Genomic DNA, 17,092 nt, shown 5'->3' with positions numbered 1-17,092 from the left:
AAGGTTAATTATTTACATTCACTTCCTGTAACGGTTGTAATTCCTCCATAAAATCAAGCAAAGATCCTACAGTTAGAAATACCTTTGGATCTACTTCATCCTCTGGAACGCATAGCTTTACATCCATTTCTATGTAAACTATGAGTTGTAACATCATTACCGAATCTATATATAAATCTTGATTTAAACGCATCGTTTCTTCTAAATGTGTTACATTTTTTAATTCCATTTTTTCTTTCATAATTTTCAACACTTCATTTTTTAATATTTCACGTCTCATGTTGCAACCTCTCCTATCTCTAGTAACTTTCTACTTACTTTTCCAGTTTTATTTTTCGGAATTTCAGTCACACTTTCAATCTCATGTGGAACTTTGTAAGCTGGTAAATGCTTTATACACCATTCTCTTATTCGAACTGGGTCAATATGAGAGACTACTTTCGCTTTAACTATTTCACCCATCACAGGATGTTTCCCTCGATATACAATTGCCTCTTGAACACCTTCTAGTCGGAGCATCGTTTCTTCTACTTCTATTGGAAAGACTTTTAATCCCGAAACGTTAATCACATCATCCATGCGCCCTATAAAATGAAGGCCTCGCTCAGACTTATACCCTAAATCTTTCGTGAAAATTTCTTTATCGTTCATTTTCACAACAATTTCTTCAGGCATATTTTCATCTGAACCTATATTTATACTCACATGAGGTAGTGGATTTCCTAAATCTAAATGGCTTTTCATATCATGACATATACTAATACAACCTGCTTCAGAACAACCGTATTGTTGCATCATATATGTTGCCGTTTCTTTTAGTTTATAAAACAATGCTTCTGGCAAAGGAGCTCCGGATGTCATAATTTTATGAAACTGAAACGTTCCTTGCGGGAAACTCCCCATAATATGTAGCATAAGTGGTACTGCATATATAATATGTTTTTCTGTATTGCGAACTATATTTAATGCGAATTTTGGGTTTTTATTCGTAATGATGACCGGTTTGCTTCCCCTCGTAATTGCAGATAATGTTCCACATATTAACCCGTATGAATGTGAAACAGGAGCCATAACAATCGGGACTTCATCTAATTCACAGTTTAAAGCTACATTATATGCAGTAATTTCTGTATCAACTTCCGTCCATGTTCTACGAATCAATTTCGGTTCTCCTGTAGTTCCAGAACTATATTGCAATAAAGATGGCTCTTCTAGTAAAGGTTTCACTACTTCTAATTTCGTAAAATCGCTATTTTCTCCATATAAAATTCCGATACAATTTGCACGTTTTGCCATTTCAATAGCCGTTTCTTTTGGCGTATCTTCATGTATAAGTAATACGGATGATTTCTTTTCTTTTAAGAAAAACACAAGCGTAATAATATCAAATGGATCTTTCAGACAAAGCGCAAATCTATTTCCTGCTGCTTCTTGAAATTGTTCCATTTCCTCATAAGCTTGAAACCTCAAATCAAAATCACTTTTGCTATACTCTTCTTTATTAACGATTAGCATAATTTCCCCCTGTAACAACTGATTTTTGTTTGTTAAGTTCTCTTGCTCTATATAATGGATTTGGAACTTCATGTACTAGGGATTCCACATCCATATATAATCGACGCTTCGTTAATTGCTCAGCATAAAATGTAGGAGTGTATAGCTGAATACTTTCAAATCTATCTTTTAAATTTGGATATTTTCTAAAATGATTTTCAATTTCTTCAAACACTACCATCCAAAAACTTTCTTCTTTCCATTCATACTCATCCGCAAGTACGAAAGCTAATTCTCCTACATTAAATAAGAACAATGCATCCAATACCATCTCTTGTAAACATTCGATACGATCCATTTCAAAGAAATCATTCATTTTTCCATTCGTATACGCTTTATGCATTTTAGTAAAGTCGGGACATTTATTCATTTCTTTTAAGAATGGACGATAAAACTCAAGTCCTTCATGGAAATCCTTTAATGCAATACGGATAGGTAGCCCTTCTTTATGGACTAAAATCATATTTTGTCCGTGTGATTCTAGCGCGATCCCATGTTCTACAACAAGATGTATAACTGGAATAATTGCTTTTTGGATAAGTAATCGCAGCCAACTTTCTATTCCATATTTTTTTAACCATGTATCAATAATCGGTGTTCCGTTCTTCTCTTTTGCATATAATCCGTTAAAAGGTATAGCATCTTCTTGCTCATCTAAATAATTATGAATACTTTCACGCCAAATGCACCCTAATGAACCATATGTAGCTTTCTTATTCGCATCATACGTTACACTCGAAAATTCCTTTAACAAAATTACACGCGATTCATCCCTTAAATAAGAATCCCGACTTACGATATCACTTAGCCAATTCGATATAGCTGGTGCACTCGCAACTGAATATGGTTTCAGCGTACGGAGTGTTGAAGTATTAAGTATGTTCAGTGATAACTTTACATATGGTTTCTTTGGATTCGTAATATTTCTTAACGTCCTCATAGATTGTTGCGCACAGTAATCGTCCGCTGATTTTCCTACATAAATAATATTTTTATCTTGTATATGATCAGCGTAATTAGGAATGATAAAATTTTCCCACTGCCACGGATGAACAGGTATAAACACGTACTGCTTTGGATCACACCCTGCACTGTAAATTCGTTCCATATACACTTCTATTGTAGGCTCATCTACCTCACCTTTTAAAATATTGTCATAAATCACTTCATTGTCATAACCTACAGTCGCATATTTCTTATAGGCTGCAATCCATATAAGTTTTATTGGCTGCATAAATTCATATCCATATTGAAAATTGTCACGATATTGAAATCCTATGCGTGCTTTATAGCTCGGATGATATGGGTGACCATCTACTAAATGACTTTCAAAGTCATCATAGGATTTTTGAGTATATTTCACGTTATTTTGTCTTTCATATTGTGCAATCGTGTCTTTACATATCGTTTGTTCTAATTCGTGAATAAAAGAATCTAATTTCGTTTGTTCTACGTTAACAACTCGAAAAACTTCTTCCAAAAATTGCGAAACTGATTGTATTTCTTGTTTTTCTTCTTGAACTCTCACTATTAATGAATCTATAGAAATACGTCCAAATGTCATTCGATCTCTTCCGTAACATTCGTACGTTACACTTTTGTTGTCTTCATTAAGTCCTTGTATAAGAAAAAGAATTTGTTCTTTGCTTTCTATACGAACTGGCGTAATGATTCCCTCATAAATTAACGATTCTACTAATTGACGTAATACTCTTCTTCGCACTAAAATGTAATCTTCTGATTCGAGCGCTTTCAATGTTTTCATATGATACATGTCCACTCTCATAACCCCCTCCACCTTGTGAAAATACCATTATTTGTATTACGTGAAATTTTAACGTACTTTATGAGCTGACAGCTACTTCTCTAACGAGCGGATTCTGTACCTGTACGTAAATTGCTTGTTCTAAAGGATTACTTAACTCATCGACATCGAAAAATCTCGTTAATAAATTTGCTTTACATGCCAACTTATCCTCTTCTAACAATTCTCTTAAAAAGGTTGAAGGTTCACGGTTATAAGGAAGGAATGATTCTAGTACAGATCTTAATTCCGATAGAAGAATCTCCTCCTTAATTAATCCAGCCGTACCAAATCCGTTAATGAGTCCAAACATATGATTGAAAATTAAGTAGTAACGAAATCTTTCATCTACAATATAATCGTCATATAAATTTCCAGTACGTTCACCAATACCAGCTAACTCATTATTAAGCATCTCTTTCATTGAATTACAGAAATAAAACCCTTGATTATCACGAAAATAATATTTTACTGGGTAACCGTCCTTTAGCTGAACAACACTATTTTGCTGATGAGCTTCTAACGCCACACCATGACGTAAGTACATCCATACCATAGGCTTTAAAGAAATATTCATATATCGCCTAAACCAATCTAAACTTACTTCTTCACAGCTTCTATTTTCTGAATCCGCTAGTCGATGAATAATATTCGATAAACGAGTACGTTCTCCAGGTATAGCGTCTTGCACTAGTCCAGCAATTAAAGTAGCGTCATTTGCATGTTCACTATAAAAAGGGTTCTCCCGTATAATTACTTCAAATCCAGATTCTTTTGCACCGTAATGTAACGTAATAAATGCTGGGTCACAAATAAAATCAAAACCTGGAAACTGTTCTAACACTTCACCAATTGCTGTATTTAGCATTTCTTTTCCTTCAATACCACTCTCTAATTCCTTCAATTTATTAATACGCATTGAATTTGTTACTTTTACTGGAAATGAAAACTTAAGCATATATTTTGATTTGGGATGATATAACGTCCTAAGTGACGATGTTGCCATATAATACTTACCGACAGGACCGATATATTCAAGTACTCCTTGATCTATCCAATCCTGTACGTAAGATTGGTGTAATAGCCATTCTGCCTGAAGCGGATGAATTGGAAGTAATGAATATTCATCTTCATTACAATACTTCGATATAAATTCTTTACAAACCATCTCATCATTACGTAACTCTTCTTTTAGAATTACTGTTGTAGAATCCATTAATAATGATTTTTCATTTACTATACTTTTATGTGCTCTAAAATAATGAAGCTGACATTCTCCTTTTAATTCTGGAGAATACATTGCGCTTTTCCATTCCAAAATACCTTGTCTACTCTTTGGAGTTGGATGTGTTAAATGTCCAAATAATAAAGATTGCTCCGCTTCTATAAAGGATGTATGGAAACCATATAATGCAGATGTATCTTCTATTCTCTCTTTTGTAAATTCCTCAATATTTTGACAACTACGTATAACTCGAAGCATAAGTTCGGCAGGATTCGTCCCTTCTCCGTAGTTGATAGACATCTCTTTTATTAAGAATGTAATAACTGTCACGTAATCAGCTTTAATAGTAGAATTACTATCTCCAATATGATAATAAAATTGTTCTCCAAACAAATGGCGATCTGTTGCTGATTTATATATAACTTCTCCATACAAAGTAACGTTCTGTTCCAATAGTCGGCAACATAAATATGTGGGGACTGTATCTCTATTCAACGTATTACTGAAGATACTTTTCATTCTTTCATCCTCTGTAATCCATTCTCCACTCCCTGTTTCTCTCAAATAACAGTTTAAAAAACTTTGTAACGTTGCATGTTCTGCGATTTGTTTCGCATGCTGCATGTTGGTCCTCCTCTTTATATTAAAGCTATCGAATTTTCATATAATAAACAACAATTGAATATCGTTATCAACTATGATTCTAATTGATAATGATATTCAATTCAATAGTATATTTCAGAATTTTTTCATCTGATTTAATTTTTCTTGTTTTCTCTCTTTTCTTTAATCTAGTTAAAAATACACAAAAAAAAATACTCAGTTTCAAACTACATACTTACTATTTTTCATTAGTAATCTATCCAAAATAGTAAAACAAAAGAGGTATACCTTAATTGGTATACCTCTTTCCAACATAAAGTTTACATAATAATATTATTTATATCTCTCCAACAATACGCTGTCTCTTCTACTTGTACTCGCTCTAAAAATTTTGTATCGATTTTTTCTGGATTAAATTTTTTATAAAACTTTTTAGAAGGATTATTCGTAACAACCCATACTAAAAGTGATTGCATATTATCATTTATACATTCCGATAGTAAAGCTTGAAATAACTTTTGCCCTATTTTCATTCCTTGATATTCTTGTAAAAGGTAGATCGCATATAATTCTCCATCACAATTATACGCACCACTTCTTTCAACTCCCCCATCAATGAATCCGATTATTGTTCCATCTAACGTCTCTGCTACAAATCTATATTGGTATTTATGTTCTTGTTGAAAAATGGTTTCCCATTGTTTTTCTCGTTGCTCATATGTTATTTCCCCTAAAATTCCCTCTGCAAATATCCCTTTATACGTTGTTTTCCAGCTATCAACATGCACCTTTGCTATACCTGGTATATCATCTTTTGCCGCTCTTCTTATATGTATTTCCATCATTTCTCCCCCTTGTTATTCATCATTATATCAATTTATTTCCTTAAAAATCCAAATAAAAAAAGAGTGAATTCACTTCACTCTTTTTTTTACCATTATCTACTTTCCACTTCAACTGAAACAACACGATCAATCTCTTTTAGAGAACTATATAACTCCGTCGTATACAAATCTTCTGGAGCTAAAATAACCATCTCCAGTTGCTGAAATGCTCCACTATCTATATCTTTAATTTTTACACGTTTCACATGCATTCCTAAATTTTTAATTTGCTTAAATATACCGTCTAACTCATGATGCTCTTTTACAGTAATTTTTATAGATAAATCCTTTTGTCTTAATGAATAAGGACCTGCAATTTTCACAAGTTGTGGAAGTACATTAATCGCTAAAATGATTAAAATCATAGCAACAGTCGCTTGTAAATAAAATCCTGCCCCAATTGCTATACCTAAAGCTGAAGCAGCCCACACCATAGAAGCTGTCGTTAATCCAGAAATAACATCATTACTTCTTCGTAAAATAACACCTGCTCCAAGAAAACCAATCCCGCTCACAATTTGAGCAGCTAAACGCATTGGGTCCATATTTGTATGTCCTGGAACAGAATATACATGCACGGATTCAATTGAAACCATCGTAATTAAACAACTTGCGACAGAAATAACCATACTTGTTTTCACACCAAGTGGTTTATTCTTTAGCTGCCTATCTATCCCGATGAATAATCCTAAAAAGAGTGCTAAACCTAATTTGATTAAAAATTCATATGACATATTTCATTCTCCTTACTTTCCAATGATTCCCTTCGAATAATTCACTATAACTCTTTTATGATATCAATTCCAGCCTTTTCTATTCATTTAACGCAAAAAACCGAAAAAACATTTGTGACGATGTTTCTCCGGCCTTTTATTACGCTTAAGATTCTTCTTTATTTCTTATCTTTAATCTTAATCTCTGCATCTTTGTAGAATGCTAATTTACTGTCATTATACTCTTTTGTAAAATTGTTAAATTGCTCTTTTGATTTTTGTGCTTCCACAGTTGATTCATTAACAGCTTTAACTTTTTCACCAATCTCTTTTAATTTCGTTTCTTTTATTTTTAATTTTTCATACAGTTCTTTTTCAGACGCTAACGCCTTCGTATAATTTTCATTCATCTTTTTGAATGCATCATAACGGTTTTTATACGACTCTTCTACTGCTTTCGCTTGTTTTTGTAATTTCTTATCTTCAAGCTTCTCTATATTTCCTTGAACGGATTTCGTTTCTTTCTGAGCTTTTTCTAGCATTTCTTTCTCATTTTTTAATACTTTTTCACGTTCATCTACATTAATAGTAGCTTGCTCTATTTTCTTCATAACGGCGTCATTATGATCTTTACCTTCTTGTAAAATTTGAGAATATAGTTCTTGACCTTCCTTCTCTAACTTCTCTAATTTCTTCGCTTCATCAACTAATGATTTTTCTTGTGTCGCCGCTGTTTCAAAAGCTGTAAATAGGTTTTCTTCTGGTTTTTCACCGAAACAACCTGTTAATAGTCCTACTGATAGTGCTCCAACTACTGCTACTTTTCCATACTTCAACGTTCATTCCTCCATTACATACGGTTATCATGCCAGAAATTCACTGGGAAGTGACTCTCTTCATGATAAGCTTCGAACTCATAACCCTTTTCTTTTAACCCTTTTAAAATTGCTGGCACAGCAGCAACTGATTGTGGGTGAATGTCATGCATTAAAATGACTTCTTGTGGTTTTGTTGCATTTGTTATTACATTTTGAGCAATTTGTGCTGCAGCTGCATCAACTTGCATTTTGTTATATTTCCAGTCTGATGAATCGATTGTCCAATCCCATACTTTAAAACCGCCCTCTACTACTTTATTTCGAAGACCTTCATTTAATCCAGGCATCGAACCGTATGGTGGACGTGTTAATTTAGGCGATTTTCCAATAAGATTTGCGATTAAACTTTGATCTTCTTTCATCTCATTTACATACTCGCCATTTTTATATAGCTTTGCAAAATTATGTGTCATACTATGCATACCTACATAATGACCCTCTGCATTTTCACGTTTCACTAAATCCGGAAATTCTTTTACATTTGCTCCAATTAAAAAGAACGTCGCCTTCGCATCATGCTGTTTTAACATATTTAACAATTCAGCCGTATATTTCCCTGGGCCATCATCAAATGTAAGATAAGCAACTTTTCTTTCTTTTCCATTAAAACGACTTGGTGCCGTTTTATTCATTTCTACTTTCGGTTGTTCACTTGCAAGCTGTACTACGTTTTCTTGTTTTGCAACAGCCTTTGCTGGTGAAGTAATAGATTGAAACATAAAATACCCAATAGCTACTGCTGCAATCGCTATTAAAACGACTACTACTCGTTTAATTTTTAAAGCTTTTTCCATTCTATCGAATTCCTCTCCCTATTAATCTTATATATAAATCACCCAATATAATTACACATCTATTTATTTTATTACACTATATAAACAGACTTTATATGTATTATAATGGGAGTTATATCAAAATGGTTGTTCCTATTCCTTCTTTACTTATAATATTAAGTTTACCTCCATGAAGCTCTACCCTTTTTTTAACGATAGCCAAATGAAGCATGATTATTAATCTGGTAAAATGACTGTTCTATATATGGTAAATGCTCTGTAGCAATTCCAATCCCTTCGTCTTTCACCTTGATTACTGCTTGTCCTTCATTTTTAGTTGCTTCAATGTGTATTGTACCTTTTTCATGTGAATATTTAATAGAATTTTGAACAATATTCAAGAAAATTTGCTTTAGCCTATTTCGATCTCCTATTCATTCAATTCTTTCTATCGTATTTATAAATTGAATGTGTTTCTCTTTAGTGTTAGGAGTTAATTGCCAAATCGTCTCCTCTAGTATATCGTATATTTGCACCTTATGTTTATATAATTTAAAATGATTTAAGTATAATTTGTCTAAAATAAAAAATAGTTACAGAAAAGTGACAAATCCATTCGATAAAAAAAGATTGGCAAAGGCCAATCTTTTTTATTATTCATTTCGAACAGGTTTTGGTGTTACACCTAAATGCTGATTCAGTTTATTTGAAATGTCTTTCACATTTTTTTCATTTGGAATGTAATAATAAATACCACCGATACGTTTATCCGTACCTTCAATTTGCATTTTTTCCATTTCCAAGTTAGATCCTGCCATATTTTTTGTAATAGCAAGCATATCATCGAAAGTTAAGTTCGTTTTCATATTGTTATCAACCGCATCAAGTAAAGAGCCCATTTTGCTAATTGATTGGACAGACATCGCTTTTTTAGCAATTGCTTCTATTACCAGTTGTTGTCTTTGTCCACGCATTGCATCACTATCAATTTTACGCGTTCTTGCAAGTGCAAGTGCTTGTTCTCCATTTAAATGTTGGTAGCCTTTTTCTAAATGAATCATACCTGCTTGGTCTTTACTATCTTGCTCTGTGAAAGTAACTGGTACATCAATATCAATACCACCAAGTGAATCAACAATTTGTACGAATGATTCAAAGTTAAACTTCACATAATAATCAACAGGAACATTTAAAAATCTTTCCACTGTATCTCGTGTACTTTCAACACCACCAAATACGTGTGCATGTGTAATTTTATCTAATTTTTTTCTAGATGGAATATATACACGTGAATCACGCGGGATACTTACTAATTTAACTGACTTATCATCTTTATTAATTGTCGCTAATAAAAGTGCATCTGTTCGAACTGCCTCACCGTATTGACTTTTTCGCATTTCACTACCATCTACACCCATAATTAAAATGGAGATGTTATCCTTTAAAGGCTCAACTTCTTTATCACGTTTTGATGATTTATCAATTTTTGCATACGCATCACTTACAACTGCTTTTGCTTTATTATATATTAACGATCCATACCCTACTCCGCCAAAAATAAGTAAGAACAATGGAATTATAATGAACCATTTTATCGACTTTCTTTTAGAACGTTTTTTTCTGCTTCTCGTATTTTGTTCTAATTCAGAGCTCATATCCATTCGCCTCTCTTTCTCTTTCCCTAGTATAATGTATGTCTAGTATTCTTCATATTGAATTTCCTTTCAATTACCTTACAATTTTGTAAGGTTACTGCATGAATCCATTATGTACTCCATTTCACATTATACTCTCGTGCTTATTTTTAGCAAGTCACTATTTTCCAACTTCAAATATTTAGCACTTCAAAATATCCTAAATTACAGATTTATAAATGTTTTTATTTCGAATCGCTCGATTTCCACTTAAAAAGTCAGCAAGATTAAACAGCAAAATTAGTAATGCAACAATACATTTCATATTATTTCTCAATCGGCGTATACATTGTTTTCTTCCCATGATTATAAATGAAAGCGGATTTTGCTTTTAGTTTCATCTCGTCTATTTCTATTTCTTCATTCGAGAAATTCACAATAATTTTAATATCTTTTCCATAAGAAGCAGATTGTACTAATTTATCTTCTGACAAATATGCAAAGTTCGTCATTTCTTCTTTTACTGCCTTTTCATGAACTTCATTCCAAACTTTCAGATGGTGCGTAATTTCTTGCTTATGCTTTTTCCACTCTACTTCATCTAAATGATACAACGGAGGAACGTTATACAATAATTCGTATAGCATACGGTTTCCTACTTCATCTTTTACTTTCAAACTTCCCCATTCCCAGTGGTGTGTTGTAATAACTGAATCATTGTATACTAATTTATATAAAGGTACCGAATATACTGGATTTAAATATACTTGTTTATATTCTTCTTTTAACGGTACTTGTTTTGCATATTTTTCTGGAACATTTTGATTCGGTGACCAATATCCACCCACATAATACGGACTTGTTTTGTTTTTCCTCATATCTTCATCGTCCCATTTAACAACAGGTGTTTCAATGCCGTGTGCAAAAGCAATCGTGCTACTTGCAAAATCATTTCCACCCTCAGATCCAACTACCATACCTTGTTCTTGCGCAATATAATCCATACGTTGTAGTCTTGCTTTTAAATCTTGTTCTTGTGTCGTTATATGTTTAGCCGAATAGTCATCGTAAATTTCCCCTGTTGCATCACAATCAATAAACCATGAATTGTATTTTGGTCCATTTTGTAATATATCGTTCATTCGCTCTTTTACACTAGGAAGAGATAAAGTTGGATTTAATTTTCGCCCTCTTCCTAAAAACCCTTGCACCTTTTCACCATTTTTCTTCGTCACAGTTGCCTCTTCATATAACGATGGATCATGAAAAGAAGCTGTATTCCAATTTTTATCAGCTTTTTCGTGAATAGAATGATAAGAATCATACGGACCAACTAAATATCCCATTTTCTTAGCTTCTTTTACGAAATTAGGCTGCATATAGCCTTGTTCCCAGTTCGGTAACCCAATCCACGCATTGTCTATTCCTGCCGCTTTCATTTCCTTTACAATATCCGTTCCATCTGCCTTACCCCATTTACTTACGTCTTCAATCGCATCACCGAGCGCTGATTTTAATACATGCTTATTTAAGTTATATAACTCCATCTTCGATAAATGATCTACACCTTTGTTTAATAACTCACTTGCGTTCTGATCAACTTTTTGGAAAATATCCTCCTTATACAATTCCTTCATTGATAATACTTCATTTATATAACGCAAAATAACATTTTTTTGGTATTTATCAATGAAATCTTGTTTACTTACTTGCTCAAATACATTCAATTCTCCAGACTCCGAACTATTCTTTTGAATAAGTTCTTTTATATGGCTAAATACAGGACTATTTATTTGCTCTCTTATCCTCGGCCAATTTACGTTACTGTCAGACAAACCATTTTGATTCCAAAAATAAAAATGAGCCGCACCATAAAGTTTTTCAATCTCTTTATTTTTTCTAGCTTTTTCTTGTAATGTTTTAAATTCACCTTTTCCAGCAATATTATCCTTATACAGTTTAGCAATACTCACTGCATCATTATTTGTCACATATAATTGAAATCCATATGTTTTATTTTTATTTATGCTCGGGAATTCATGTACAAAATCAAATCCTATTTTTGGATCCGAATGAAATTTTAATTCATTATTAAACATATTGTTCGCAATGTATACAATGGAATATTTCGAACCATTTAACGCAAAAAACTTCATAGAAAATGATTCAGTAAATGAATATGCATCATTCTTTAAAAACTTCTTCCAATTTTCATCATTACTCGGAATTTGCTTTCCTTCCCATAACGGAAGTGTATAATTTTCAGCTTGTACTTTCGGCCATGTAAAGCTTTCTGCACCAATTGATTCCACTTCAATATTTAAATGATCTTTTTTCTTTTCTACATTCACTTTTACTTGTTCATCTGGATATTCCCAAGATGTACGCCCCTTGTCTTTTTTTACATTCGATACCTTCATTTTCGGTAACGGCTGTGCCGCCTGTTCCTTTACACCATCATGTTCTACAGTTAACGTGAAAGTCTCTGGATTTACATCGTAAGTAAACTCTTTATACGTCGCTTTCTTTATTTTAGACTCTTGTACAGCATTATTACCTTTTACATCACACCCAGCTAATGTCGAAAATGACATAGTTGTAAGAAGACATATTGCTATCATTTTTTTCATCTTCTGCACCTCCACCACTGAATATACAGAGGCTTTGTTACAGGAATGTGGCAAAAAAAATAGAACTAGCATAAACTAGCTCTATTTTGCGAATTAAAAATAAGTGTGTATGGACAACTATAATTTGTTTAAAGTGTATGTAGTACAATCCTCACTACTTATAAAAGCAAATAATTCATAACTTTAACGTGCATTTCTTAACTAAAAAAATAAGTATATATAATATAGCCTAAAACTAGCACTAAAATTACTAGCGCTGTACCTTTCCAATTCATACCACCTGTCATATCAACTGGACTACCTGTTTCAGCTCTGTTTAATCCATCCTTTAAAGAACCCGTAGAATTATTTTCCAATTCACTTTGCCGTATACGTTCTCTTTTTTCTTCCGGTGACTCTTTCTTCATACGATCACCTCCAAATGAATACACACTTTACTAAATTATACATTATTACTTTTTCTTTTATATGCCAACTGAAAAAATATTTACAACAAAAAAAGCTAGCGATGCTAGCTTTTTTATAGTTCTATATGTTCCTCTTTATTTACTGTAATACCTCTATGATCAATTTCTAGCTCGCACACTTTCATTGACGTAAATACTCTCGCTAATTGCTCAGCAATTTCTTGACGCTTCTCATACGGTGTTAATATAAAAATGGATGGGCCTGCACCGCTAAGCGCTGTGCCGTATGCTCCAAACTCTTTTGCACATTTACGGATAGATGGTAATAACGGTACAAGTTCTAAACGAAATGGCTCGTGAAAATGATCTCTTTCCATCATTTCACCTACAACTTCCCATTTCTTTTGACAAAATGCCGCTACTAATACGTTACTGATCGCACTAGCCTTAACAGCTTCATGAAACGGAAACATATCAGGTAATACAGACCGGCTTTCATCTGTATTTAACTCTTCATTCGGAATAAGAGAAATTACGCCTAATTCCTTACTTTCAATTCTTACAACCGAAACATTCTTTCCATCAAGTGCTCCGATTACAGTCCCTCCTAATATAGAAGCAGCAACGTTATCAGGATGTCCTTCAAAATTTGTAGCAATTTGTACTTTTTGATCCGTAGTTAAGTTCAAATTTCCTAGTTGATTCGCCAGCTCTATCCCAGCTACAATTGCTGATGCACTACTTCCCAGTCCTCTTGTTAGTGGAATGTTACTAGTAACTTCTATTATATGGGGTGATAAAGAAGGACTTACTTTACATGCCGTACTAACGATTAAATTTTTATCATCTATCGGAATTGAATCATCAAAGGAATGGATTACTTGCCATTTATCAGCTTTCTCTTTTACTACTACATATAAATACAATGACAACGCTATTCCTACTGAATCAAATCCAGGTCCAACATTCGCTGTACTAGCAGGAACACGAATATTTAATGGTATCACGACATAATCACCCCTTTAATATGCTCTTTAATTTGTTCTATATCATTAGAAACACTTGCAATATCTAATGTATTAGAAGAAATTGCGATATCAGGATCTTTCAAGCCATTTCCAGTTAAAACTGCAACAACTGTTGCTCCTTTTTTGATTTTTCCAGATTGAACATGTTTTATTACGCCAGCTAATGAAGCATTTGATCCCGGTTCAGCGAAAACTCCTTCCGATTTTGCTAATAATCTATACGCATGTAAAATTTCTTCATCTGATACCATATCTATTTCACCGTTAGACTGCTCAGCAGCCTCTACTGCATATGACCAACTTGCTGGGTTACCGATGCGAATCGCTGTTGCAATTGTTTCAGGTTCTTCAATAACATGTCCTTTTACAATTGCAGCTGCTCCTTCCGCTTCAAATCCGTGAATTCTAGGCTTCTTATAGCCTTTTTCTTTCTCATATTCACAGAAACCTTTCCAGTACGCTGTAATATTTCCAGCATTTCCAACAGGAATCGCTAACACATCTGGTGCACTTTGTAATTGATCACAAATTTCAAACGCTGCTGTTTTTTGCCCTTCAATTCGATAAGGATTCACTGAGTTGACTAATGTAATTGGCTCTTCCGCAGCAATATTTCTTACAGCCTTAAGTGCATCATCAAAATTCCCTTCTATTGAAATGATTTCAGCTCCATAAGCAACTGCTTGCGCTAATTTTCCGTGAGCAATCTTTCCTTCTGGAATTACGATAATACATTTCATTCCAAGGCGTGCCGCATATGCTGCGGCCGATGCTGATGTATTACCAGTTGATGCACAAATGATCGCCTCTGAGCCTTCTTCTTTCGCCTTTGCAACTGCCATTACCATACCACGATCTTTAAAAGAACCTGTCGGATTCGCTCCTTCATACTTACCGTATAACTGAATTCCTAATTGTTTTGATATATTTAATAACGGGATAAGTGGTGTATTCCCTTCCATTAAGCTCACATCAGGTGTATTTTCATTCACCGGTAAATAAGAAGCATACTGTTTTAATAATCCTTTATACATATTGTTTTTCCTCCTCAATAATGTAGTAACTGTTTATTTCACTTGCGACATCTTCTATCGCTCCTAGCACTCGTTCGAATTGATACTTTGAAGTTTGATGTGTCACAACAACGACTTCTGCAAGTTCACGATTTAAAGGTAACTGAATAACTTCTTTTAAACTTACAGAATAATTAACGAAACATTCTGTTATTTTTTGCAACATCCCAGGTTCGTCTCGTAATGAAATACGTAAGAAATATTTCGAAACAACTTCTTCATCTCCCTGTAATTCATATGGCTCTGGCTCTTTTAACGCACTTTTATTTTTCGGAACTTGATTCATATTTTTAACGATTGAAATAATATCACTTACTACAGCAGAGCCAGTCGGCAACTTCCCAGCTCCAGGTCCGTAAAACATTACTTCTCCCACCGCTTGCCCGTGAACATACACTGCATTAAATTCATTATTTACATTCGATAATGGATGATGACTTGGTAAAAGAGTCGGTTCTACACTTAAATGAATGGCTGATCCTTGTTTCTCTGCTTTCCCAATTAATTTCATAGTAAATCCTAATTTTTCAGCCATTTGTAAATCTTCTTTTTCGACCTTTCGAATCCCTCTTACTTGCACATCATCTAAAGAAACATTCATCGAAAAACCTAAGTTTGCAAGAATGGCTACCTTTCTCGCCGCATCTAGTCCATCTACATCCGCTGTTGGATCCGATTCTGCGAAACCTAATTTTTGTGCTTCCTGTAAAGCTTCTTCATACGACCATCCATTTTGACTCATCTTTGTTAACATGTAATTTGTTGTGCCATTTACGATTCCCATGATTTTTTCAATTTGATCTGATGCTAATCCGTCTGTTAACCCTCTTAACACCGGAATACCACCCGCTACACTTGCCTCATAACATAAATCACAATCATTATCGTTTGCCAGTTGGAGAAGTTCTGCACCGTATACAGCCATTAAATCTTTATTTGCTGTTACGATATGTTTCTTATTTCGTAAAGCCTTAACAATATGCTGCTTTGCTTCTTCAATTCCGCCCATTACCTCTACTACAATATCAATATTTGAATCATTTAGAACTTCATCGACATGACTTGTTACTACGATTCCATCAATGCAAACATCACGTTCTTTTTCTAAGTCACGTACAACGACTGTCTTTACCTTCACTTCACACCCTGTATCAAGTGCAATTTTTTTATAATGTTCTTTCAAAATATGGACAACACCACTTCCGACCGTACCCAATCCTAACACCCCAACATTAATAACGTTATTCATCTTTTAATCTCCTCCTATAATTTTATTATTTATCTCTATCAATCACCTTGCTCTGCTTTTTAATCATGCAGGTGGTGGTTATTTCCGTACGTACAAATCGTTTCATATTACTGCACCTCCTTTCAAAGTAATAAAAAAACACACTCATCCCTAGGAAAGGGACGAATGTGTTTTCGTGGTTCCACCCTTGTTCCAACCTAGACGTACTTCTCCCTAGATTGCTCAAGTTCAGATAACGGCTGATTCCGTCAATAATTACTAGATTGCTCGTTCACTATTGAAGTTCAAAGGTGGTAAAATCATTTCTCGTGTTAGGAAGCTCACACCCTTGACTTCCCTCTCTGTAAACCGTAAAAATGATTTCATGTCCTTATCGTTACTTTTCGTTCATGTTTATTTGTTAACTCATTATACTCGCATAAAAAACAAAATCAATACTATTTTTTAATTATTTTTAATTTTCAATCTTATATTCCGTAAAAAAACACACTCATCCCTAGGAAAGGGACGAATGTGTTTTCGTGGTTCCACCCTTGTTCCAATCTAGACGTACTTCTCTCTAGATTGCTCAAGTTCAGATAACGGCTGATTCCGTCAATAATTACTAGATTGCTCGTTCACTATTGAAGTTCAAAGG

At 33.8% G+C, this 17,092-nt stretch carries 14 protein-coding genes, 1 pseudogene and 1 other annotated feature; all 15 genes and pseudogenes read right to left on the bottom strand.

Annotated elements, in window-relative coordinates; translation table 11 throughout:
- Nucleotides 1-4 precede the first annotated feature (4 nt).
- Nucleotides 5-280 carry a petrobactin biosynthesis protein AsbD gene (asbD, locus tag AC3WTI_RS00895; RefSeq protein WP_087959548.1) on the bottom strand — a complete coding sequence of 92 codons (276 nt, stop codon included), beginning with the start codon at nt 278-280 and terminating at the stop codon, nt 5-7.
- Entirely contained in the window at nt 277-1,515 is a 1,239-nt protein-coding gene (locus tag AC3WTI_RS00890) for an AMP-binding protein (protein WP_253621544.1), read from the bottom strand. Before AC3WTI_RS00890 ends, asbD begins: the two co-directional genes overlap by 4 nt.
- Nucleotides 1,502-3,340, bottom strand: a complete 1,839-nt coding sequence (locus tag AC3WTI_RS00885) for an IucA/IucC family protein (RefSeq protein ID WP_142305920.1) — start codon at nt 3,338-3,340, stop codon at nt 1,502-1,504. Before AC3WTI_RS00885 ends, AC3WTI_RS00890 begins: the two co-directional genes overlap by 14 nt.
- 58 nt (nt 3,341-3,398) lie before the next feature.
- Nucleotides 3,399-5,207, bottom strand: coding sequence for an IucA/IucC family protein (locus AC3WTI_RS00880; protein ID WP_097841860.1), 1,809 nt, complete (start codon nt 5,205-5,207; stop codon nt 3,399-3,401).
- Nucleotides 5,208-5,506: 299 nt separating this feature from the next.
- Nucleotides 5,507-6,028: a GNAT family N-acetyltransferase gene (locus AC3WTI_RS00875; protein WP_142305919.1), complete on the bottom strand. Its 522-nt coding sequence runs from the start codon at nt 6,026-6,028 to the stop codon at nt 5,507-5,509.
- Nucleotides 6,029-6,123: 95 nt separating this feature from the next.
- Nucleotides 6,124-6,804 (bottom strand): MgtC/SapB family protein, encoded by a 681-nt coding sequence (locus tag AC3WTI_RS00870; RefSeq protein WP_087959543.1) that lies wholly within the window; start codon nt 6,802-6,804, stop codon nt 6,124-6,126.
- A gap of 158 nt (nt 6,805-6,962) precedes the next feature.
- The gene (locus tag AC3WTI_RS00865; protein WP_087959542.1) at nt 6,963-7,619 is read right to left on the bottom strand and encodes a YkyA family protein; all 657 of its coding nucleotides are present in this window, start codon (nt 7,617-7,619) and stop codon (nt 6,963-6,965) included.
- A 14-nt stretch (nt 7,620-7,633) separates the two neighbouring features.
- Nucleotides 7,634-8,455 (bottom strand): peptidoglycan-N-acetylglucosamine deacetylase, encoded by an 822-nt coding sequence (locus AC3WTI_RS00860; RefSeq protein WP_097841858.1) that lies wholly within the window; start codon nt 8,453-8,455, stop codon nt 7,634-7,636.
- 112 nt (nt 8,456-8,567) lie between these two features.
- Nucleotides 8,568-9,009: pseudogene (locus tag AC3WTI_RS00855) on the bottom strand (sensor histidine kinase); the annotation flags it as partial.
- A gap of 78 nt (nt 9,010-9,087) precedes the next feature.
- Nucleotides 9,088-10,089: an LCP family protein gene (locus AC3WTI_RS00850; protein ID WP_087959690.1), complete on the bottom strand. Its 1,002-nt coding sequence runs from the start codon at nt 10,087-10,089 to the stop codon at nt 9,088-9,090.
- Nucleotides 10,090-10,394: 305 nt separating this feature from the next.
- Nucleotides 10,395-12,698 (bottom strand): glycoside hydrolase, encoded by a 2,304-nt coding sequence (locus tag AC3WTI_RS00845; protein WP_097841857.1) that lies wholly within the window; start codon nt 12,696-12,698, stop codon nt 10,395-10,397.
- 197 nt (nt 12,699-12,895) lie between these two features.
- On the bottom strand, nt 12,896-13,105 hold the full coding sequence (locus AC3WTI_RS00840) for a DUF6366 family protein (RefSeq protein WP_097841856.1): 210 nt from the start codon (nt 13,103-13,105) through the stop codon (nt 12,896-12,898).
- Between the two features lie 113 nt (nt 13,106-13,218).
- Nucleotides 13,219-14,112, bottom strand: coding sequence for a homoserine kinase (gene thrB, locus AC3WTI_RS00835; protein WP_097841855.1), 894 nt, complete (start codon nt 14,110-14,112; stop codon nt 13,219-13,221).
- Entirely contained in the window at nt 14,109-15,167 is a 1,059-nt protein-coding gene (thrC, locus tag AC3WTI_RS00830; protein ID WP_087959537.1) for a threonine synthase, read from the bottom strand. The genes thrB and thrC overlap by 4 nt, the downstream gene beginning before the upstream one ends.
- Entirely contained in the window at nt 15,160-16,455 is a 1,296-nt protein-coding gene (locus tag AC3WTI_RS00825; RefSeq protein ID WP_097841854.1) for a homoserine dehydrogenase, read from the bottom strand. Before AC3WTI_RS00825 ends, thrC begins: the two co-directional genes overlap by 8 nt.
- Before the next feature lie 154 nt (nt 16,456-16,609).
- Nucleotides 16,610-16,841, bottom strand: a binding site (T-box leader).
- Nucleotides 16,842-17,092: the final 251 nt, after the last annotated feature.

This window comes from Bacillus sp. EB106-02-03-XG38 (genome assembly GCF_058792175.1).
This window is presented reverse-complemented; position numbering and strand designations above follow the sequence as displayed.

Coding starts and splice junctions, on each gene's coding strand:
- asbD (WP_087959548.1), bottom strand. CDS start 280: ATGAGACGTGAAATATTAAAAAATGAAGTGTTGAAAATTATGAAAGAA.
- AC3WTI_RS00875 (WP_142305919.1), bottom strand. CDS start 6,028: ATGGAAATACATATAAGAAGAGCGGCAAAAGATGATATACCAGGTATA.
- AC3WTI_RS00845 (WP_097841857.1), bottom strand. CDS start 12,698: ATGAAAAAAATGATAGCAATATGTCTTCTTACAACTATGTCATTTTCG.
- thrC (WP_087959537.1), bottom strand. CDS start 15,167: ATGTATAAAGGATTATTAAAACAGTATGCTTCTTATTTACCGGTGAAT.
- AC3WTI_RS00825 (WP_097841854.1), bottom strand. CDS start 16,455: ATGAATAACGTTATTAATGTTGGGGTGTTAGGATTGGGTACGGTCGGA.
- AC3WTI_RS00870 (WP_087959543.1), bottom strand. CDS start 6,804: ATGTCATATGAATTTTTAATCAAATTAGGTTTAGCACTCTTTTTAGGA.
- AC3WTI_RS00880 (WP_097841860.1), bottom strand. CDS start 5,207: ATGCAGCATGCGAAACAAATCGCAGAACATGCAACGTTACAAAGTTTT.
- AC3WTI_RS00840 (WP_097841856.1), bottom strand. CDS start 13,105: ATGAAGAAAGAGTCACCGGAAGAAAAAAGAGAACGTATACGGCAAAGT.
- AC3WTI_RS00850 (WP_087959690.1), bottom strand. CDS start 10,089: ATGAGCTCTGAATTAGAACAAAATACGAGAAGCAGAAAAAAACGTTCT.
- AC3WTI_RS00885 (WP_142305920.1), bottom strand. CDS start 3,340: ATGAGAGTGGACATGTATCATATGAAAACATTGAAAGCGCTCGAATCA.
- AC3WTI_RS00890 (WP_253621544.1), bottom strand. CDS start 1,515: ATGCTAATCGTTAATAAAGAAGAGTATAGCAAAAGTGATTTTGATTTG.
- AC3WTI_RS00860 (WP_097841858.1), bottom strand. CDS start 8,455: ATGGAAAAAGCTTTAAAAATTAAACGAGTAGTAGTCGTTTTAATAGCG.